The following is a 20,217-nucleotide window of genomic DNA, read 5'->3' on the forward strand; positions in this document are numbered from 1 at the left end:
CCCCCCCCCCCCCCCCCCCCCCCCCTCGCCGCTGCCCGGCGGCGGAGCTTGCGCGCCCCGTCCGCGGCGCCGAACATTGACGTGGCCTCTCGCCCGCATCGCCTCCACCCTCGCGAGACCCGTCGTCCATGGACCACCCCGCCCCCTCCGCCGAAGAGCTCCGGCGCCTGCACGCCACGCTGGACCGGCTCCTCCGCCGGATGACACGCCGGCTGCCGGGGAGCCCCCGGGAGATGCAGATGGACGCCAGCGCGGCCATCGCCATGCTGTACGACCTGGAAGTGCCCAACCGCGGCGGCCTCTCCGCCACCCTGGCCGGGCTGCTCCGCGAGCTGGGGCAGCGCCGGCCCGACGTGCTCCGCCACGTGGTGGTCCTGGAGACCTCTCTGGCCCAGATCGGCGAGCTGCTGCCGGAGCCCGGCGAGGGCGCCGGGGGAGGGCCGCTCCCGTGATCGCCCCTTCCCTCCGGCGGCCCGTCCGCCACATGTTCCCGGCGTCCGGATAACCTCCGCACGTCCCGGAATTTCCAGGGCATCTACGTTCCTCGGGCCTCCGCAAGGCATGGATTTCGCGGAACTCGCCCCTGTCCCGCAGCCGCTTTCGCCGGCCGGGACCGGCCCGCGGGAGGCGTACGAATGGCTCCCGCGCCGCGTCCGTCACCAGGGAGGGGTGCAGCGGCTGCATGAAACTGGTCATCTTCGGCCTGACGGTGAGCTCCTCGTGGGGGAACGGCCACGCCACCTTGTGGCGTGGCCTTTGTCGAGCCCTCGCCGCCCGCGGCCACCAGGTGGTCTTCTTCGAGCGCGACGTACCCTACTACGCCGAGCACCGCGACCTGCACCGCCTGGAGGGGGGGGAGCTGGTGCTCTACCCGGAGTGGGAGCAGGCGCTCCCGGCCGCGCGGCGGCACCTGGACGACGCCGACGTGGGGATGGTGACCTCGTACTGCCCGGACGGGGTCGCCGCCTCCGAGCTCCTGCTGGGCGCCCGCACCCCGCTGCGGGTCTTCTACGACATGGACACCCCCGTCACGCTCCAGGCGCTGGAGCGCGGGGAGACGGTGCCGTACCTCCCCCCCTGGGGGCTGGGCGACTTCGACCTGGTGCTCAGCTTCACCGGGGGCGCCGCCCTGCGCGAGCTGCGCACACGGCTGGGCGCCCGCCGCGCCGTGCCGCTGTACGGGAGCGCGGACCCGGAGGTGCACCGCCGCGTCCCGCCGGACGACACCTTCCGCGCCGACCTGTCGTACCTGGGCACCTACGCCGCGGACCGGCAGGCCGCGCTGGAGACCCTCTTCATCGAGCCCGCGCGCCGGTGCCCGGAGCAGCGCTTCCTGATCGGCGGGGCGCTCTACCCGCAGGACTTCCCCTGGACGGAGAACGTCTTCTTCGTCCGGCACCTCCCGCCCGGCGACCACCCGGCCTTCTACTCGTCCTCGCGCATCACCCTGAACGTGACCCGCGGGGCCATGGCGCGGATGGGGCACTGCCCCTCCGGGCGCCTGTTCGAGGCGGCGGCGTGCGGGACGCCCATCCTGAGCGACGCCTGGGAGGGGCTGGACGAGTTCTTCGCCCCCGGGGAGGAGATCCTGGTGGGGCGGACCACCGGGGACGCGCTCGCCGCGCTGCGGATGCCGCAGGAGGAGCTGGAGCGGATCGCCCGGCGGGCGCGGGAGCGGACGCTGGACGAGCACACCGCGGACCGGCGCGCCCGCGAGCTGGAGGCCGCGCTGGAGGCGGCCTTCGCCGGGCGGGACCCGTTCGGCGGCGCGGACGTGCCGGAGCCCGACGGGACCCTTTCGATGGAGGTGTGACGATGTGGGGGATCGTACCGGCCGCCGGGGCGGGGAGCCGCATCCAGCCCCTGGCCTTCTCCAAGGAGCTGCTCCCCGTGGGGAGCCGCATGGAGGACGGGGTGGAGCGCCCGCGGGCCGTGAGCGAGTACCTGGTGGAGCGGATGGTCCGCGGCGGGGCCGACCGGATCTGCTTCGTGATCTCCCCGGGGAAGTCCGACATCCTGGGCTACTACGGCGGCGAGGTGGGCCCGGCCAGGGTCTGTTACGTGGTGCAGCCGAAGCCGGCCGGGCTCTGCGACTCCATCTTCCGGGCCCTCCCGCTGATCGAGCCGCGCGAGCAGGTGCTGGTGGGGCTCCCGGACACCATCTGGTTCCCGGAGGACGGGCTCGCCGCGCTCCCGGACGGGTGCCTCTCCTTCCTGCTCTTCCCGGTGGATCGCCCGGAGTTCTTCGACGCGGTGGTCACGGACGAGGAGGGCCGGGTGCGCGAGATCCAGGTGAAGCAGGCGGGCGCGGAGTCGCACTGGATCTGGGGCGCGTTCAAGCTCCGCGGCTCCGTGCTGGCCGAGCTGCACGAGCTCTGGCAGGAGCGGGGGCGGAGGGACGAGTACATCGGGACGCTGGTCAACGCCTGGCTGGCGCGCGGCGGCGAGGCGCGCGGGGTGCGGGCGGGCGAGGCGTACGTGGACGTGGGGACGCTGCACGGGTATCGCGAGGCGATCCACGTGCTGGAGGAGCGGCCGGCGGGGGCGGAAGCCCTCCCCGCGGGCCCCGTGGCGCTCACCTGAGGCGGGAGGAAACGCGGTGAACCTGGCAGCCGAAGTGGAGGGAGGCCTTTCGACGGACGCGATCCGGGATCGGGTCCGCGCGCTGGAGCCCTGGTTCCACAACCTGGACCTGCGCGGAGTGCGCACGGCGCCGGGGCACTTCCTGGGCGACTACCCGTCGTTCAAGTTCCGCAGGTTCGCGCGCGTGATCCCGGAGGACCTCACGGGGAAGACGGTGCTCGACATCGGGTGCAACGCGGGCTTCTACTCCATGGAGATGAAGCGGCGCGGGGCCGAGCGCGTGGTGGGGATCGACAGCGAGGACCTGTACCTGGAGCAGGCCCGCTTCGCCGCGGAGGTCAACGGGCTGGACGTCGAGTACCGCAAGCTCTCCGTGTACGACGTGGGCCGGCTGGGGGAGAAGTTCGACTTCGTCATCTTCATGGGGGTGCTCTACCACCTGCGGCACCCGCTCCTGGCGCTCGACCTGCTGCGGGAGCACGTGGTGGGCGACCTGCTGCTCTTCCAGAGCATGCAGCGCGGGAGCCGGGAGGTGGAGCCGCTGGAGCCGGACTACCCCTTCGCGGAGACGGAGGTGTTCGACCGCCCCGACTACCCCAAGATGCACTTTGTGGAGCGCCGCTACACGGGCGACCCCACCAACTGGTGGATCCCCAACGCCGCCTGCGCCGAGGCCATGCTGCGCAGCGCCGGGTTCCGCGTCGTGGAGCACCCCGAGGACGAGGTCTACCTGTGCCGTGTGACGGAGCTCCCGGACGCGGAGCCGCGCGCCGTCTACCCCGCCCGGGGGAGGTAGGCCGGTGGTCGAGGCGGTGATGATCTGGAACGAGCCGAACAACACTTCGCACTGGGACTTCGGGATCGACGAAGGGTGGCGCACCTTCGCGGAGATGACCCGGGAGACGGCGCGCGCGGTGGCGGCGGAGAACCCGCGGGTGCTCAGGGTGCTGGGGGGGATCTCCCCCATCGACCCGTGGTTCATCCGCAACATGCGCGAGCAGGGGGTGCTGGACGTGCTCGACGTGGTGGCGGTGCACGGGTTCCCGCTGGACTGGAACCTGTGGATGATCGAGGAGTGGCCGGAGAAGCTGGCGGCCGTCCGTGCGGAGACGGAGCTCCCCGTGTGGGTGTCGGAGGTGGGGGTCTCCACCTTCGCGGCGGAGGAGACGCAGGAGTACGGGCTGCTGCGGACCGCGGAGCTGCTCCTGGGGCAGGTGGGGCGGATCCACTGGTACTCGCTCTTCGACCTCCCCCGCGCATGGGGGGCCACCACCCGCCACAGGGAGCGCGAGGGGTCGTCGTACTTCCGGCACTTCCACATGGGGCTCTTCGGCCCGGACGGGAGGCCCAAGCGGGCGCAGCGCCGCTTCGCGGAGTTCACCCCGGAGATGGGGGTCTGCCAGTGGTTCCACTTCGAGGACCCGCGGCTGGACCATGCCGTGCGCTGCCTGCGCGACCTGGGGGTGAAGAAGCTCCGTACCGGGCTGAGCTGGTCGGACGACCACCGTCCGGAGGCGGAGCGCTGGTTCGACCGGCAGATGCGGGCGCTGGAGGAGTTCGACGTCACCGTGACCTTCTGCTTCACGCCCGAGCACGCCGGCGTCGTCCCGCACTACACCAGCCCGCCCAGGCGCATCGAGGAGTTCGCGGACTTCTGCGCGCGGATGACACGGCGCTATGCCACCTGACACGGGCGAGGTGATGGACTTCCTGCGCGGGGCCGGTCACTTCGCCGGCCCCGCGCTCGTCTTCGCCGCCCACCCGGACGACGAGACCGTGGGCGCGTCGTCGCTCCTGCCACGGCTTCCGGAGGTGACGATCGTCCACGTCACCGACGGGGCCCCGCGCGACCGGCGGTGGTGGGGGGCGCCGGAGACGGCCTCGCGCGAGGAGTACGCCCGCGTCCGCCGGGAGGAGCTGCGCGCCGCGCTGGCGCTCGCCGGGATCAGTCCGGGGCGGCTCCGCACGCTGCGCCTGGCCGACCAGGAGGCGTCGCTCGACCTGGCGGGGCTGGCGCGGCGGGCGGCGGAGGTGCTGCGGGAGCTGCGTCCCGCGCTGGTTCTGACCCACCCGTACGAGGGCGGGCACCCGGACCACGACGCGGCGGCATTCGCCATGCGTTCCGCTCTATACCTCCTCCGTGCGGAGGGGGCCGCCCTCCCGGCGCTGGTGGAGTTCGCCTCCTACCACGCGCGGAGCGAGGGGCTGGCGACGTGCGAGTTCCTTCCCGCGGCGGGAGGGGAGGAGGTGGAGGCCGTGCTGACCGAGACGGAGAGGACCCGGAAGGAGGCGATGCTGGCCTGCTTCGCCACGCAGCGGGAAACGCTGGCCCGGTTCCCCACGGACCGGGAGCAGTTCCGCGCCGCGCCCGCGTACGACTTCACCCGGCCGCCGCACGCCGGGACGCTCAACTACGAGCGCTTCGGCTGGGGGTGCACGGGCGCCGAGTGGCGGGCCCGGGCGCGGGAGGCGCTGGAGGCGCTCGGGACCGGGGAGGCCCCGTGCTGACCGTGCTGAGCGTGGCGTACGCCTTCGCCGGGGTGGGGGCGGGCGCGGTGGGGGGGGCCGAGCAGGTCCTCTTCCAGCTGGACGCGGCGCTGGTTCGGGCGGGGCACCGCTCGCTGGTGGTGGCGCAGGAGGGATCCGAGGTCGCGGGGGAGCTCGTCGCCACCCCCGGGCACGAGGGGGCCATCACGGAGCAGGCGCAGCGGGTGCCGTGGGCGCGCCACCGTGCGGCGATTCGCGACGCGCTGGAGCGGCACCCGGTGGACCTGGTGCACCTGCACGGGATCGACTTCCCGGAGTACCTCCCGCCCCCGGGCGTCCCGGTGCTGGCCACGCTGCACCTGCCGCCCTCCTGGTACCCCGCGGAGGTGTTCCGGACGGCCCGCCGGGACACCTGGCTGCACTGCGTCTCCGAGGCGCAGCAGCGCGCCTGCCCGCCCTCCGCCGCGCTCCTCCCGCACATCGCCAACGGGGTCCCCGTGGACCGCCTGGCCGCGCGCCACGCCCGCCGCTCTTTCGCCGTGGCGCTGGGGCGGGTCTGCCCGGAGAAGGGGTTCCACCACGCGCTGGAGGCGGCGCGCGGCGCCGGGGTGCCGCTCCTGATCGGCGGGAAGGTGTTCCCGTACGAGGAGCACGAGCGCTACTTCGCGCGGGAGGTCCGGCCGCGGCTGGACCGGAGCCGCCGCTTCCTGGGGCCGCTGGACTTCGCGCGGAAGCGCCGCTGCCTGAACGCCGCCCACTGCCTCCTGGTCCCCAGCCGCGCCCCCGAGACCAGCTCGCTGGTGGCGATGAAGGGGCTGGCCTGCGGGACGCCGGTGATCGCCTTCCGGTCCGGCGCCCTCCCGGAGATCGTGGAGCACGGGCGCACCGGCTTCCTGGTGGACGACGTGCGGGAGATGGCCGACGCGATCCCCGCGGTGGACACGCTGGACCGGGAGGAGTGCCGCGCCGCCGCCCGGGAGCGCTTCTCCCTGCAGGCCATGACGGATCGGTACCTGGAGCTGTACACCCGCGTCTCGGCCGGCACGGTCGGTGGCCGCGGTGCGGAGGGGGCGCGTGCCGACGCTGCTTGAGGCGGGCGCCGCGCTCCGCGTGGAGGAGCTGACCGCCACCGCGGAGCTGGAGGCGCTCCGGGCCGAGTGGTCGGCGCTCTGGGACCGCTCCCCGGACGCCACGCCCTTCCAGTCGCCCGAGTGGCTCCTCCCCTGGTGGCGCCGCTTCGGCGGGGAGGGGCTGTGGACGCTGGCGCTGCGGCGGGACGGCCGCCTCGTGGGCCTCGCCCCCTTCTTCGTCTACACGGACCCGGAGAGCGGGACGCGGCAGGTCACGCTGGTGGGGAACGGGATCACGGACCACCTGGACGTCCTGGTGGACCCGGAGGTCCGCGGAGGCGCCGGGGCCTTTCTCTCGTACCTGGCGGCGCACCACGACCGCTGGGACACCTGCGACTTCCGCGACCTCCCCGCGGCCTCGCCGCTTCTCAGGGCTCCGCTCCCGGACGGGCTGTCGGAGTGCGTCGAGGAGGAGGAGCCCTGTCCCACGGCCGCGCTCCCGGACTCCGTGGAGGGGCTGGCGGAGACCGTCCCTGGGAAGCTGCTGACGAACCTGCGCTATCGGCACCGGCGCGCCGGCAAGGCCGGGGAGGTCCGCTTCGAGGCGGCGGACCGTGAAAGCCTGGACGAGACCTTCGACGCGCTCCTGCGCCTGCACCGCGCGCGCTGGACGGAGCGGGGGGAGGACGGCGTGCTGCACGACCCCGGGGTGGCGGACTTCCACCGGGACGTGGCCGCAGGGTTCCTGGCGCGTGGCTGGCTGCGCCTGCACGCTCTCCGCGTCGGGGGCGCGACGGTGGCCGTCCACTACGGCTTCGCGGCCCGGGGCCGGGGGTATTCCTACATCAGCGGCTTCGACCCGGAGTGGGACAAGGTGAGCCCTGGAGGGCTGATCGTTCGGCACGCGGTGGAGGAAGCGGTGCGGGAGGGTGCGCGGAGTTCGACTTCCTCCGCGGCCGGGAGGACTACAAGTACGCCTGGGGCACGGAGGACCGGCCGCAGAAGAGGAGAAGAGTGCGAAAGTGCCGGAGTGCGGGAGTGCGAAAGTGAAGCGCGACGAGGACGGCGAGGCGGAAACGTTCGACCGGTTCACCCGGCCGGTGGAGGTGGTGATCCGCACCTGCCGGGAGGACGACCTGGAAGGGCTGGAATGGTTCGGGATGTTCACCCCGCACCGGGAGATCATCCACGAGGCGTTCGCCATGCAGCGGCGCGGGGAGAACCTGATGCTGGTGGCGGAGGCGAACCGCTTCCCCGTGGGCCAGGCCTGGATCAACCTCCGGGCGCGCGCGCTGCTCGGCACCGGGCTCCTCTGGGCGGTGCGGGTGCTCCCCCCCTTCCAGGGGATGGGGATCGGCTCGCGGCTCCTGGCCGCGGCGGAGGAGGCGCTGCGCGCGCGAGGCTTTGCCCGGGCGGAGATCGGGGTCGAAAAGGACAACCCGGACGCCCGCCGCCTCTACGAGCGGGTGGGGTACCGGGTGGTGCGCGAGGAGTACGAGGAGTACGAGTACACCACGCCGGAGGGGACGCACCACCGCGTCCCCGTGGACCAGTGGTTCCTGCAGAAGGAATTGTCGCCCCGCGGCGCGGACCCGGGCGGCCCCACGTCGGACGGAGGGGAGGGATGACGCAGGGACGGAAGGTGGGGATCCGGTGGACCATCGGCGACGTGACGCCGGAGGGGTTCGAGGCGCTGCGGCTCGCCGTCTGGGGCGGGTGGAAGGTGTTCGGGCCGGAGGCGGCGTACACCGTCTGCGTGAACTCCGTCCCGCTGGAGGAGGCGCGCGAGCGCACCGGCCGCCTCCCGGACGGGGTCCGCTGGCTGAAGGCGTCCGGCCGCCTCCCGGAGTGGGTCCTCCCCCACTGCGACCTGGACAACATGGTGGAGGGGAAGGCGTGGAAGTTCGATCCCCTCCAGGTCTACCCCGACCGCTGGGAGATCTCCTTCGACAACGACTGCATCCTGTGGGAGATGCCGGAGTCCATCCGGGCGTGGCTGGAGGCCGGAGACCGGGAGCGCTGCCTGATCGCCGCGGACGTGACGCCGGCGCACGGGCAGTTCGCGCGCTACGCGGGCGACGAGCCCAGGAACTCGGGGATCCGCGGCATCCCGCCGGGGTTCGACTTCGAGGGCGAGATGCGGGCGCTCCTGCGCGAGAACCCGGTGGTGATGAGCTCGGAGCTGGACGAGCAGGGACTGCAGGTGGCCGCGGCCTCGCGCCGCAAGCCGCCGGTGGTGGTCCGGGTGGAGGAGGTGGCCATCACCTCCCCCTTCCCGCCGCACCTTCCCGGGCCCGGCCGGTACGGCGCCCACTTCGTGGGGCTGAACGAGCGGTCGCTCCCGTGGGACTACTACGGCCGCCCCGCCACGGAGTGCCTGCGCGAGCACTGGCAGCGGCACCGCGACGCGCTGTACGAGCGGGTGGGGATCCCCTCGGCGGCGGGGCGATGAGCACGGCCAGGAACGTCGCCCGAGCCCGGCCGCGGCCCGCCCCGACCCGCTCCTCCCCCCCCGACGCGTCCCCGGCGCTCCCCTGGATCCAGGTGGCGCCCGGCGCGCCGTACTTCGTCACCGAGCACGGGGAGCCCTGGACGCCCATCGGCCAGAACGACGCCATCACCTGGCCCGAGCTGGCGGGGCTCTTCCGCCGCCGCGACCTCCCCGGCGTGGAGGCGCACCTGCGCTGGCTGCGGGAGCACGGCGTCACGGTGCTGCGGCTGATGCTGGAGTACGTGCACCGGGAGCACCGCTACCTGGAGCGGCCGGCGGGCGTCTTCCAGCCCAACATGGTGCGCCTCTGGGATGACCTGTTCGCGCTCTGCGAGCGGACGGGGATGCGGATCCTGCTCACCCCGTTCGACACCTTCTTCACCTGGATCCGCTGGCACCAGCACCCCTACAACCGCAGGAACGGCGGGCCGTGCGCGGACCGCACGCAGCTCCTGGTCTGTCCCGCGACCCGCGAGGCCGTCAAGCGGCGCCTGGCCTTCGCGACGGAGCGCTGGGGGGGGAGCGGCGCGCTCTTCGCCTGGGACCTGTGGAACGAGTTCCACCCCGCGCAGGGCGACTGGCGCTTCCACGAGTTCCACGACGTCATCGCCGACCTGAGCCGCTTCCTCCGCGGCCTGGAGCTGCGCCTGCACGGCCGCGCCCATCCCCAGACGGTCTCCGTGTTCGGGCCGGAGCTGATCTCGCACCCGGCGCTGGTGGACCCCATCCTCCGCCACCCGGATCTGGACGTCGCCAACAGCCACTTCTACGAGAAGGGGACCATCGACGACCCGCGCGACACCGTCGCCCCTGCGCTCAGCACGGGGCGGCTGACGCGCGCCGCGCTGGCGGAGACCCCGGACCTGCGCCCCTTCTTCGACAGCGAGCACGGGCCGATCCACGCCTTCAAGGACCGGCACCGCATCCTCCCCGAGCCGTTCGACGACGAGTACTTCCGCCACATGCAGTGGGCGCACTTCGCCTCCGGCGGGGCCGGGGGCGGGATGCGCTGGCCCAACCGCCACCCGCACGTGCTGACGCCGGGCATGCGCCGGGCCCAGCGCGCGCTGGCGGACTTCCTCCCGCTGATCGACTGGACCCGTTTCCGCCGCCGCAACCTCAACGAGGAGCTGGAGGTCTCCGTGCCCACGCTGGCGCGCTTCGCCTGCGGGGACGACGGCCAGGCGGTGGTGTGGCTGCTGCGCACGGACACCCTCGGCCGGGACGGACGGCTGCGGCGCGACGTGGAGCCGTGCACCTGCGAGGTGCGCGTGCCGGGGCTCGCCGCGGGGCGCTGCCGCGTCACCGCCTGGGACACCGACGCCGGCCAGGTCGCAGGCGAATGGGAGGCGGAGGCGGCGCCCGGGGAGGACGGGCTGCGGCTGCAGGTGCCGCCGTTCGCCGCGGACCTCGCGCTGGCGGTGCAGCGGGTGGGGTGAATGCCCGGAAGCCGCGGGCGGCGCCTCCCACCCACCGCCTCTACTGGTGGAGGTACACGGCCCCGTAGCTGGAGGGCACCCGCACCGGCTTCCACTCGCCGTCCTGCTGCACCTGCACGGAGGGCCGGTGGCCGTCGGCCTCGTCGATGAGCTCCCGCCAGCTCCCCGCCGCCGGCCACGGGATCCAGGCGTCCACGTCGCGGTCCGAGAAGTTCAGGACCACGACCATGTCCTCCGCGGGAGCGCCGTCGCGGGGCTCGGCCCTGCGCCGGTACGCGACGATCCCGTTGCGCCGGTGGAAGGGGTCGTCGTAGTAGTACAGGTAGCCGCGGCTCTGCAGCGCGCGGTAGCGAGACCGCAGCGAGGCCATGATGCGGTAGAGCCGGATCAGCGCCTTCCCCATCGGATCGTAGAAGTACTCCCAGTGCAGCGGCCGGCTGAGCAGCACCCGCCCCAGCCCGCCGGAGGGAACGCTCCAGTTCTCGCCGAACTCCTGCCCGTGCCAGAGCATCGGGACGCCCTTGCACGTGTACAGGGCGATCACGTACGGCTGCGTCCGGTAGAACTGGCCGCGGTCGCCGTACGGCTGGTCGAGCAGGTCGCGCAGCCGCTGCTCGCCGAAGCGGTTGATGAACCGGCTGTGGTCGTGCGACTCGAGGTACTGGAACGGAGCCGCCGGGAGGACCTCGCCGGTCGCCGGGTTTCGGTAGTGGCTGGGGTAGCCGATGAGCTCCGGGTCCAGCTGGTGCGCGAACGAGACCCGGACGGGCCCGCCCGCCTGCGCGCCCGCCTCGTCGAGCAGTCCGTTCTGCCAGCAGGTGTTGGAGTACGTGGTGGAGAGGATCCCCCGCGCGTCCGGCAGGTGCTCGGCGCACTGGATGATCAGGCTGCGGCCGTCCGGCCCCGCGAAGCGGGGGAACGCCCCGGGCTGCTGCGAGTGCCGGTAGGTGTGGTGCACCAGCGCCGCGTAGCCGTTGCCGGTCGGGCCGTCGAGCATCCCGGGGACGTAGTCGTAGCGGAAGCCGTCCACGTGGTACTCCTCCAGCCAGTGCCGGTTGACGGCGAAGAAGTACTCGCGGGCGAACTCCCGGTCGTAGTCCACCCCCGCGCGCGCGAAGAACTCCTCCGCGAAGGGGCCCATCATGGGGTTCGGCTCCCCCGAGGTCTCGTACACCAGGTTGTAGGGGAATTCCGGGTGGGCGTGGGCGTACACCGCGTCCACGATGACGGCGATCCCCTGCTCGTGGCACGCGCGGACCAGGCGCTTCATCCCCTCGGGGCCTCCGTACCGGTCGTCCGGCGCGAAGTAGCCCAGCGGCGTGTACCCCCACTCGACGTCCTCCTTGACGTTGGACACCGGCATCAGCTCCAGGACGTTCACGCCCAGGCTCCGCAGGTACGGCAGCTGTGCGACGAGGCCGTCGAACGTCTCGTTGAACTCGCCGACGTGCAGCTCGTACACGATCATCCGGTCCACCTCGGGGACGCGGAACGCCCCGTCGTTCCAGTCGAACGGCTCCGGGGCGTCCTCCACGTCGAAGGCCGAAACGGTGCCCCGGCCGGCGGCCCGCCCGAACGGGTCCGCGAACCAGAAGGTCACCACCTCTTCCCCTCTCAGCAGCTGGAAGCGGTAGAGGTAGCGGCCCTCCGCGCCGAAGTTGCCCGCGGCGTCGGCCGTGAGGTCCACGGTCGTGTCCCACAGGTCGAGCGGCGAGCCCTTGTGCCAGAACAGGTCGTAGACCCGGGGCTCGATCTCCCGCACGAACTGGTCGCGCGCGTGGATGACGCGCACCCGGACTCGGTAGCCCTTGTCGTAGGTGATTCCCGGCAGGTACAGCCCGAAGCGGACCCGGCGGTGCCCCGCGGCGTCCCGGTACGGCGCTGCACCCACCTCGTTCAGGTCGATCATCGTGGCACCCTGCGTGGAGGGACTGTGGGGGCTCAGAGCGGTCTGAACTCGACGTTCCGGAACGCCATCCGCGAGCCGGGGTGGATCTGCAGTCCCACGTAGGTCGGCACGGCGTCGGTGGATGGCTGCCCGCGGTCTGGGTCGCCGTTGAGGAAGTCCGTCACCTGCACGCCGTTCAGCAGCACGGTGAAGCGGTTGCCCTCCACCCGGATCTCGTAGTCGTTCCACTCGCCCGCGGGCCGGGCGCCCTGGAGGGAGAGCGTCTGGGCCTCCACGCCGTAGATCGCGCCGGTGCGATGCCTGTCCGCTCCGTCCGGCGCGCCCAGCTCGTCGATCTGCACCTCGTAGCCGAAGTGGCTGGCCACCCAGGCGGTGTTCCGGTAGCCCTTGCTCCGCGGGTCGGGAAACCGCAGGAGCACGCCGGAATTGGCCTCGTGCCGGAAGCGCTTCCACTGCAGCTTCAGGACGTAGTCCGGCGGCATGGGCTCGGCGTGCCAGAGCAGGCCCAGGCCGGTGCCGGGGGTCGCCTCCAGGGCGCCGTCCACCACGATGAAGCGCCCCGGATTGGTCCGCCCCGCTTCCTGGCCGTTCTCGTCGCGGATCGTGGACATCCTCCACCCGCCGAGCGTTCGCCCGTCGAAGAGCAGCGTGAAGCCGGGGGTCGCCACGGGGACGTGGTGGGGCATCGTCTCCACCAGGTGAGTGGCGAGCCGCCGCGCGAAGGCGGTCCCGGTCAGCATGGGGTTCGGCGAGCCGATGGTGGGGAAGAGCATGGGCCCGGCGACGTAGGCGTTCTCCACCCCCCAGAGCCTGCAGTTCTCGTCGACCACCGAATCGTCCGGGCTCGATCCCAGCCGGAGCGTGCCGGCCTCGTGGTGCGTCGTCCCCAGGCGGTCTCGCCTGCCCCGGCGGCCCGCCTCTCCATCGAACCGGCCCTGGTCGCGGAAGGTGAAGGGCAGCTCCTGCTCCAGGTCCGACGCCGGGGTGACGGGCTTCCATCGTCCGTCGGGCATCCGGATCTCGAAGTCCTTGCCGCCCGCGAAGACTCGCGCCACCTGGTCGGAAGCCCGGTCCATGGCGTCCCACAGCTCCTCGTCCCGCGCGCTCGGCACGATCATGGCGCGCACCCGGTCCGTCCCCGGCTCCGGGACGACCCGGCTGGCCGGGTTGTCGGGCTCCATCTCGCCGATGCCGCGGATGGTGATGACGACGTGCTGGTCGTCCGCCTGGGCCACGTCCTCGAAGAAGTCGATGTCGGGCACCTTCATGAACAGCTCGACGTGGTCGTCGTCCGTGAGGTTGTCCAGCCCGGCGGAGGTGATCTGCAGGTGGAAGTACCCGGTCGCCCCGTCGCCGTCCTGGTAGCGGTGCGCCCCCTTCATCAGCAGCGCGGACGCTTGCAGCTCCCGGGGGAGGCCTCCCGGCAGCGAGCCGCGCGGGATGCGCATCACCACGTTCGATCGCAGGTGGGCCATCAGGTTGGCCCCGACGAGGTCCTGCCGGGGGAGTCCGGAGAAGGAGTTGAGCACCAGCCGCGCCGACTCGATGGTGCCCAGCGCGATCACCACCCTGGCCCCCTCGCGGACCGGGAAGGCGACGTCCGTCTCGCTCCCGTTGGCCTCCAGCCGCCGGGCGTGGATCCCGGTGACCCGCGCCTGGCCGTCGGCGCCGGGGCCGGTCTCCAGCCGGGTGACGCGGATGCGCGGGACGACCATGTACCGCTTCTTGGCGTCGTCCCCCTTCCGCTCGTTCTCACCCAGCTCCGTGCGGTCGTCCAGCAGCTCTCCCACCTCGAACTGGGCTTCGCGGGCGCTGCGGATGATCAGCGGTACGGCGCTGAACTTGTTGAACGGGAAGAAGCCCGGGCGGGGCGACTTGCTCTGCACGGCGAGCGGCGCCTCCAGCTTCATCAGCCGCTGCGTAGCGGCGGGTGTGGCGGGATCCACCCTGAGGCGCAGCTCCAGGTCGTCGAGCGGGATCGCCCCGGTGACCTTGCCGTTGTCGATTCCGGCGGCCAGACGCTGCCGCAGCACCTCGTGCAGCTCGCCGAAGATGAAGTCGTTGGTCTCGTCCACGGCGAGCTGCTGCGCCGCGCCCGGGAAGTACGTGGTCTTGAGCTCCTGGACGACGGAGTCCGGCCACCGGGTGCGGGGCATCTCCGTGTGCAGCGCGTCGTCCAGCAGCTGCGGCGACCACCCCCCGAAGAAGGCGGAGCGCCCGCCCAGCATGATTCTCAGCCCGGAGAACGCGAGGCGGGGATCGGCCTGCCACGGCACCTCCCGGACGACGGACTCGACGTCGCCGAGGACGGGGAGGTTCTGCTGGTGCTCCGGGAGGGCGAGCGGGCCCGCGTCGAGCACGAGAACGCGCCGGCTGTGGGTCGTATCGTCGAAGAAGACGTTCTGCGCCAGGATGGGGCCGAAGCTTCCACCTCCGATGACGATCACGTCGAAGGGGCGGGCATCCGGTCGATTCGTCGCCTCGGCCGCCTCCATGTCCGTGTTGCAGGTGTAGCGCCCGAGCACGTCCAGCGTGAAGTGGGTCTTCTCGACACCGATCTTTGCGGCCATGGTGCACCTCTCGGGCCGGGGGGGTGGGCGCCGCGGAGCCGGATCCGGCTGTGTCCGCGGGCGAGGGCGAGGACGGGTGGAGCGCCGACGGCAGGGCGTCCGATGCGAACAATGCGCCAGAGGGAGCGCATCGATCCGTGCACGCGAAAGTGCTGGGCAGACGGGGGAATCCCAAGGCGCGCGGCGGGAGGCCGGGCACGAGGGTGGGTCCTGGGAAGAACAGGAGTGGGACACGGCTGCCCCACCGGCGCGGGAGAAGCTCTGTCCCCTCGTCGCGGTCCGGAGCCCAGGCGCGGCCGAATCGGCTTCGGCGACGGGGCTCCGCTTCCCCACCCGCCGCCTGCTGACGCCACCGCGGGCTCAGTCCGCCTGACACCCTGTTCCCCGTGGCAATTGCCGCCCTACGATCTAGAAGAATCGGCACATAAAGTGCGGCGAGGTGGCGCACCTATCGGGAGGCCGCCGGCCCGTGTGGGCGCATGGTGTCCGGATCGAGCCCCAACCTGGACGAGGAGGTGCGTATGACACGGCTCATCAGCGCGGCAGTGGCAGCGGTGGTTCTCGCCGCTGCAGTGTTTACCCCGCCTATCGCGGCTCAGGAGGAGGATGGTACCTGCGGGAGGTGCTACGACAACTACGATGGCACCGCGCACGTGTTCGGGCATTCATGGTTCGGCAGCTACTGGTACATGCACTGTTCCGCCTTCAACAGCTGCCATTCGAACTCTCAGTACGGCAACTGTACCGGAAACCATTTTTCGTGCAGCCTCTTCGGCGTGATGCTGGTGGATGCAGTTGGGAAGCTCGCCGAACGGGGCGAAAGGCGGGCTGTTGAAGATCTCGCGGCGCGTTACCCTTCCTTGCTCGGCTTCGACAGCTACGGTCGTGCGATCGTCACCGACTGCGACGGAAGGCCGATGGTCTCGTGGCCGATACCCATCTCCGCATGATCCGGATGCCTGATCCCGTTTTCAACCCGAGACGAGAGGCCATCATGTCACCGACGCGTTCTGTCCTGGTATGCACAGCATTGCTCACCCTCACCTTCGGGGCATCCGGCTGCGGTCCGCAGGACGATCGAGCGCCGTCCGCGCCTGCCGCCGCACGATCGGAGATCGCCGCGACCGGCCTGCAGCTTCGGATCAAGCCGGGCGGACAATACTTCGTCGCGGGCGACCCCGATGCCCTCACCGCCGAGCAGCTTTCGAAGCGGCTGCGCCGCGAGAACCCGGCACAGTTCCGGAGATCCGTCTACATCCTGAGCGATCCCGGAGTCGTCGGCTACGACGTGATCCTCGCCGTGAACGCGGCGCAGGACGCAGGGTTCACGCGCGCCGAGGGGCTTGCCAACTATCGAGAGGGCGCGTCTACCGGCCCGGATCCCAGTCCCTGGGAAATGGACCTGAGCAGGCCGCTGCATCGCCCTGGGGCCGACACCGCGCGGCGGTAGCAGCCTTCGCACCGCCTCACTGGTACCCATGCAGGCCGCCCGCTCGCCGGGTGAGTACCGGCACGCCCGTTCAGCCGGCCCGGCTCCGCGGTTACTCCTCTCCCGCTCGGGGAGCGGCGGCCATGGGCTCCCGCCCCACGTTCCGGGACGGGGCTCCATCTCCCCCGGCGAGTCCGGCCGGCGCCGCTGCGGGCTCCGTCCGCCCGATGTCGGGCTGCCTGGGGCGCTTGGTGCCCGTGATCCGCGCGAAGGTGGTGAGCGCCTGGGCCACCACCTGGTCCATGTTGTAGTACTTGTAGGTGGCGAGCCGCCCCACGAAATGAACGTCCGGGGTGGCGTCGGCGAGCGCCCTGTACCGCCGGTAGAGCTCCGCGTTCTCGGGGCGCGGCACCGGGTAGTACGGGTCGCCGTCGTCGCACGGGAACTCGTAGACCACGCTGGTCTTGGGATGCTCCTGTCCGGTCAGGTACTTGAACTCGGTGACGCGGGTGTAGAGCTGCTCGTTGGGGTAGTTGACCACGGGGGCGGCCTGGAACACCGGCGTGTTCAGCGTCTCGTGCCGGAACTCCAGCGAGCGGTACGGGAGCTTTCCGTAGCGGAAGTCGAAGAACTCGTCGATGGGCCCCGTGTAGACCATCTCCCGGAACGGGATGACGTCCTCGACCTCCCGGTAGTCCGTGTTGAGCATGACCTTGATGTTCGGGTGCGACAGCATCGCCTCGAACATCCGGGTGAACCCGTGCAGGGGCATCGCCTGGTACGTGTCCGTGAAGTACCGGTCGTCGCGGTTGGTGCGCGTGGGGACGCGCGCCGTCACGGAGGCGTCCAGCTCCGACGGGTCCATCCCCCACTGCTTGCGGGTGTAGTTGCGGAAGAACTTCTCGTACAGCTCCCGCCCCACCTTGCTCACCACCACGTCCTCGGAGGTGCGGAGCTGCTCCCGCGGCTCCGCCACGGACTCGAAGAACTTCTCCAGCTCGAACGAGCTCAGCGTCAGCCCGTAGAGCTGGTTGATGGTGTTCAGGTTGATGGGGATGGGGACGAGCTGCCCGTCCACGCTGGCGAGCACCCGGTGCTGGTACGGCCGCCACTCGGTGAAGCGCGACAGGTACTCGAACACGTCGCGCGAGTTGGTGTGGAAGATGTGCGGCCCGTACCGGTGGACCAGGATCCCGTGGTCGTCGTGGTGGTCGTAGGCGTTTCCGCCCACGTGGTTGCGGCGGTCCACCACCAGGACCTTCTTGCCGGCCCCGGAGGCCAGCCGCTCGGCGAGCACGCTTCCCGCGAACCCGGCACCGACGATCAGGTAGTCGAACATACAGGCGCCCTTTCAGCGCGGGTTTCCGTCACGGGCCGCGGGCGTTGCCGCGCTCCCGACCGCTTCAATCCGCCGCGTGGAGCGAGGCGTCCCGCCCGGCGACCACCTCGTCGATCCGCTCCACCATGCCCCGCCAGGTGAGGTCCCAGGAGCTCCCCGCCAGGAAGGCGTCCACCCGCTCCAGCCATTCCCGCCGCGCCTCCGGACTCTCCTCCAGGGCGGCTTCCACGGCCGCGACGAACTCCGGCACCGTCCCGGCGATCCGGACCAGCCCCGCGTCGCCGTAGGGGCGCACCACGTCGCGGATGGGGGTGGAGACCACCGGCTTCCCGGCGGCCAGGTACTCCGGCGTCTTGGTGGGGCTGACGAAGCGGGTGGACTCGTTGCGCGCGAAGGGGATCAGCGCCACGTCCCACCCCGCGATCCAGGCGGGGAGCTCCGCGTAGTCCGCGCCGCCGGGAAAGTGAAGGTTGGGGCGCCGGGGGAGGTCCGCCGCGTCGATCTTCACCACCGGCCCCACCATCACGAGCTGCCAGTCGGGGCGGGCGTCCGCGACCCCCGCGAGCAGCTCCAGGTCCATCCGCTCGTCGATCACCCCGAAGAAGCCCAGGCGCGGGTGGGGCAGCGCGGCCTGCGCCGGCAGGTCCGGGGCGCCGTTCCGGGCGCGCGCGAAGTGCGCCGCGTCGATGCTGCTGGGGAAGAGGTGCACCCCGGGGTGCCGGTCGCGCTTCGCCTCGTACAGGCTCTGCCCCCCGGTGAACACGAGGTCCGCGCGGCGCAGCAGCTCCGCCTCGTGCTCCAGCATGGCCGGCGGGGCGCCCCGGAAGGCGGAGAGCTCGTCCATGCAGTCGTAGACGGTCGCCAGCGGCTCCAGGTGGTCCGTGAAGGGGAGCGCCATGGGCGTGTAGTACCAGAGGAGGTACTCGCTGACGCGGTGCTCCCGCAGCAGGGTGTCCAGCAGCTCCCGCTGCGTGCCCTCCGCCTCGCTCCACCTTCCCCGGACCAGGTGCGGCACCACGACGTGAAGGCCGTCCGCGCGGGAATCCACCGCCAGGTACGGCGTGTCCGTGTCGTAAAGCGGCTCCTCCACGAAGAATACCCGCCGCTCGCGCGCGAAGCGGCTGAGGAGGTGCTGCGGCCGCTGGTACACGAAGTCCCAGCGCAGGTGCGAAAGGCAGACCAGGTCGGGCGCCCGGGGCGCGGGCTGCTGCTGCGGGTCCGGCGTCATGGCATCGGTGCTCGGGGTCGCTCGGGCGGCGGTGGACCGGGGCCCACCGGGGGGGAAGGGCAGGGCTCAAGGTCCGTGCCATGGCGGGGGCCGGGGGCAGTTCGCCGGGGGCAGCCGGGCTGCCCCTGCTCCGGGCCTGCAGAACAGCCGCGGGTACGGCACCTCGCTTGCGAGACGCCGACCGTACGATCATGGCCTGCTTCCCCGGGGAAGCAGCTTCCACCGGGACGGGTCGAGTTTCGGGAGGAGGAGGATGGGGCCTGGAGCGACTGCCGGACGGCGGCACCCGGGAAGGGCCGCCCCCCTCGTCGCGGTGCGCTGCCGCGGCCCCACCTGGAGGAGCTCCTCCGCCTGGCCCGGCCCGGCGGCCTGGTGCTGGTCCACACCGACATGGAGACGCCCGAGCGCGAAGAGGGGTTCGCGTGCTGGGGGTACGTGCTCCCCCGACCACTGCTTCGACCGGCACCGCACCTTCGAGGCGTTCCGGGAGGGGACGCCGCACCGGATCGTCCACCGGGAGCCGAAGGCGGTCATCATCCGCGCCGGACGCGCCGAGGACGCGCCGGCCCGACGTTCACCCGAGAAAGGATGGAACATGGCGGGAGTCGACATCTGGGAGTGCGCGCTGGGGTTCATGGATTCGCAGGCGCTCCTCACCGCGGAGGAGCTGGGCGTCTTCGACGTGCTGGACGCCGGGCCTCGTACGGCGGGTGAGGTGGCGGAGGGGACGGGGCTCCCGCAGGAGTCCGCCGAGCGGCTCCTGGTGGCGCTCTGCGCGCTGCGGCTGGTGCGGAAGGCGCCGGACGGGCGGTACGTGAACGGGCCCGAGGCATCGGAGAAGCTCGTGCGCGGGAAGCCCGGGTACGCCGGCGCGATGTTCCACCACGTCCGCGACGTGCTCTACCCGGCATGGAACTACTGCAAGGAGGCGCTGCAGGAGGGCCGGGCGCAGTGGGAGCTCGCCTTCCCGGGCGGCCCTCCGCCCACCGAGGACCAGTACTCCAACCCGCCCGCGCTGCGCGCCTTCATGGAAGGGATGCACACCATCACCTACGCGCCGGCGGCGGAGTTCGCGTCGCGCGCGGAGGAGCTGCGGGAGGTGCGGAGCGTCGTGGACGTGGGCGGCGCGAGCGGGGCCTTCCTGATCGCCCTGGCGGAGCAGTTCCCGGAGCTGCGGGGGGTCGTCTTCGACCTGCCCCAGGTGCAGCCCATCGCAGAGGACTTCATCCGCCGGGCGGGGTTCTCCGACCGCCTCCGCTTCCAGTCGGGCGACTTCTGGAACGATCCCCTCCCGGAGGGAGCGGACGCCTACTCCATGGGCTTCATCCTGCACGACTGGGACAGGGAGGGCGGCTCGAAGCTCCTCCGCAAGATCTCCGAGGCGGCGCCGGAGGGAGCGCTCCTCATCCTGGGCGAGTACCTCCTCAACGACGACAAGACGGGTCCGCTGCAGGTGGCGCGGCAGAGCATGAACATGCTGGTGACCGCGCAGGGAATGGAGCGGAGCGCTCCCGAGTACGGGGAGTGGATCCGGGAGTTCGGCTTCGAGCTGGAGAAGATCCACCTGACCTCCTCCGCGAAGAACTTCATGGTCGCGCGGAAGGTGCCGGTCGCTGCGAGGAGGCCGCGCGGGCGGGAGCGCACGGCGCGCCGTTCCGCCGTGGCCTGACGG

The 20,217-nt window shown here is 72.0% G+C and carries 17 protein-coding genes; 13 read left to right on the plus strand and 4 right to left on the minus strand.

What is annotated here, in order from left to right:
* Nucleotides 1-128: 128 nt before the first annotated feature.
* From VGR37_11785 to VGR37_11830, 10 genes are all read left to right on the plus strand, one after another.
* Nucleotides 129-452 carry a hypothetical protein gene (locus VGR37_11785; protein HEV2148075.1) on the plus strand — a complete coding sequence of 108 codons (324 nt, stop codon included), beginning with the start codon at nt 129-131 and terminating at the stop codon, nt 450-452.
* 230 nt (nt 453-682) lie between these two features.
* Nucleotides 683-1,813: a glycosyltransferase gene (locus VGR37_11790; GenBank protein HEV2148076.1), complete on the plus strand. Its 1,131-nt coding sequence runs from the start codon at nt 683-685 to the stop codon at nt 1,811-1,813.
* 2 nt (nt 1,814-1,815) lie between these two features.
* The gene (locus tag VGR37_11795) at nt 1,816-2,583 is read left to right on the plus strand and encodes a nucleotidyltransferase family protein (GenBank protein HEV2148077.1); all 768 of its coding nucleotides are present in this window, start codon (nt 1,816-1,818) and stop codon (nt 2,581-2,583) included.
* Nucleotides 2,584-2,599: 16 nt separating this feature from the next.
* On the plus strand, nt 2,600-3,379 hold the full coding sequence (locus tag VGR37_11800) for a TIGR04290 family methyltransferase (protein ID HEV2148078.1): 780 nt from the start codon (nt 2,600-2,602) through the stop codon (nt 3,377-3,379).
* 19 nt (nt 3,380-3,398) lie between these two features.
* On the plus strand, nt 3,399-4,271 hold the full coding sequence (locus tag VGR37_11805) for a hypothetical protein (protein ID HEV2148079.1): 873 nt from the start codon (nt 3,399-3,401) through the stop codon (nt 4,269-4,271).
* On the plus strand, nt 4,261-5,091 hold the full coding sequence (locus VGR37_11810; protein ID HEV2148080.1) for a PIG-L family deacetylase: 831 nt from the start codon (nt 4,261-4,263) through the stop codon (nt 5,089-5,091). Before VGR37_11805 ends, VGR37_11810 begins: the two co-directional genes overlap by 11 nt.
* Nucleotides 5,085-6,161, plus strand: coding sequence for a glycosyltransferase (locus VGR37_11815; protein HEV2148081.1), 1,077 nt, complete (start codon nt 5,085-5,087; stop codon nt 6,159-6,161). The genes VGR37_11810 and VGR37_11815 overlap by 7 nt, the downstream gene beginning before the upstream one ends.
* Before the next feature lie 1,025 nt (nt 6,162-7,186).
* A complete protein-coding gene (locus VGR37_11820; protein ID HEV2148082.1) occupies nt 7,187-7,768 on the plus strand; it encodes a GNAT family N-acetyltransferase in 582 nt (193 codons plus the stop codon).
* A complete protein-coding gene (locus VGR37_11825) occupies nt 7,765-8,592 on the plus strand; it encodes a hypothetical protein (protein HEV2148083.1) in 828 nt (275 codons plus the stop codon). The genes VGR37_11820 and VGR37_11825 overlap by 4 nt, the downstream gene beginning before the upstream one ends.
* Nucleotides 8,589-10,070: a hypothetical protein gene (locus VGR37_11830; GenBank protein ID HEV2148084.1), complete on the plus strand. Its 1,482-nt coding sequence runs from the start codon at nt 8,589-8,591 to the stop codon at nt 10,068-10,070. Before VGR37_11825 ends, VGR37_11830 begins: the two co-directional genes overlap by 4 nt.
* A 40-nt stretch (nt 10,071-10,110) precedes the next feature.
* On the opposite strand, the gene VGR37_11835 is transcribed toward VGR37_11830, so the two are convergent.
* Both VGR37_11835 and VGR37_11840 read right to left on the minus strand, forming a co-directional pair.
* Entirely contained in the window at nt 10,111-11,979 is a 1,869-nt protein-coding gene (locus tag VGR37_11835) for an alpha-amylase family glycosyl hydrolase (GenBank protein HEV2148085.1), read from the minus strand.
* 32 nt (nt 11,980-12,011) lie between these two features.
* Nucleotides 12,012-14,549: a family 16 glycoside hydrolase gene (locus VGR37_11840; protein HEV2148086.1), complete on the minus strand. Its 2,538-nt coding sequence runs from the start codon at nt 14,547-14,549 to the stop codon at nt 12,012-12,014.
* A gap of 521 nt (nt 14,550-15,070) precedes the next feature.
* On the opposite strand from VGR37_11840, the gene VGR37_11845 reads away from it, so the two are divergent.
* The gene (locus VGR37_11845; GenBank protein ID HEV2148087.1) at nt 15,071-15,499 is read left to right on the plus strand and encodes a hypothetical protein; all 429 of its coding nucleotides are present in this window, start codon (nt 15,071-15,073) and stop codon (nt 15,497-15,499) included.
* Nucleotides 15,475-15,999 (plus strand): hypothetical protein, encoded by a 525-nt coding sequence (locus tag VGR37_11850; GenBank protein HEV2148088.1) that lies wholly within the window; start codon nt 15,475-15,477, stop codon nt 15,997-15,999. The genes VGR37_11845 and VGR37_11850 overlap by 25 nt, the downstream gene beginning before the upstream one ends.
* A gap of 91 nt (nt 16,000-16,090) precedes the next feature.
* Here the strand turns inward: VGR37_11850 and glf are convergent, their stop codons facing one another.
* Entirely contained in the window at nt 16,091-17,317 is a 1,227-nt protein-coding gene (gene glf / locus VGR37_11855; protein HEV2148089.1) for a UDP-galactopyranose mutase, read from the minus strand.
* A gap of 64 nt (nt 17,318-17,381) precedes the next feature.
* The gene (locus VGR37_11860; protein HEV2148090.1) at nt 17,382-18,545 is read right to left on the minus strand and encodes a glycosyltransferase family 1 protein; all 1,164 of its coding nucleotides are present in this window, start codon (nt 18,543-18,545) and stop codon (nt 17,382-17,384) included.
* Between the two features lie 595 nt (nt 18,546-19,140).
* Here VGR37_11860 and VGR37_11865 point away from each other — a divergent pair.
* Nucleotides 19,141-20,214, plus strand: coding sequence for a methyltransferase (locus VGR37_11865; protein ID HEV2148091.1), 1,074 nt, complete (start codon nt 19,141-19,143; stop codon nt 20,212-20,214).
* Nucleotides 20,215-20,217: the final 3 nt, after the last annotated feature.

This window comes from Longimicrobiaceae bacterium (genome assembly GCA_035936415.1).
GTDB lineage: Bacteria > Gemmatimonadota > Gemmatimonadetes > Longimicrobiales > Longimicrobiaceae > JAFAYN01.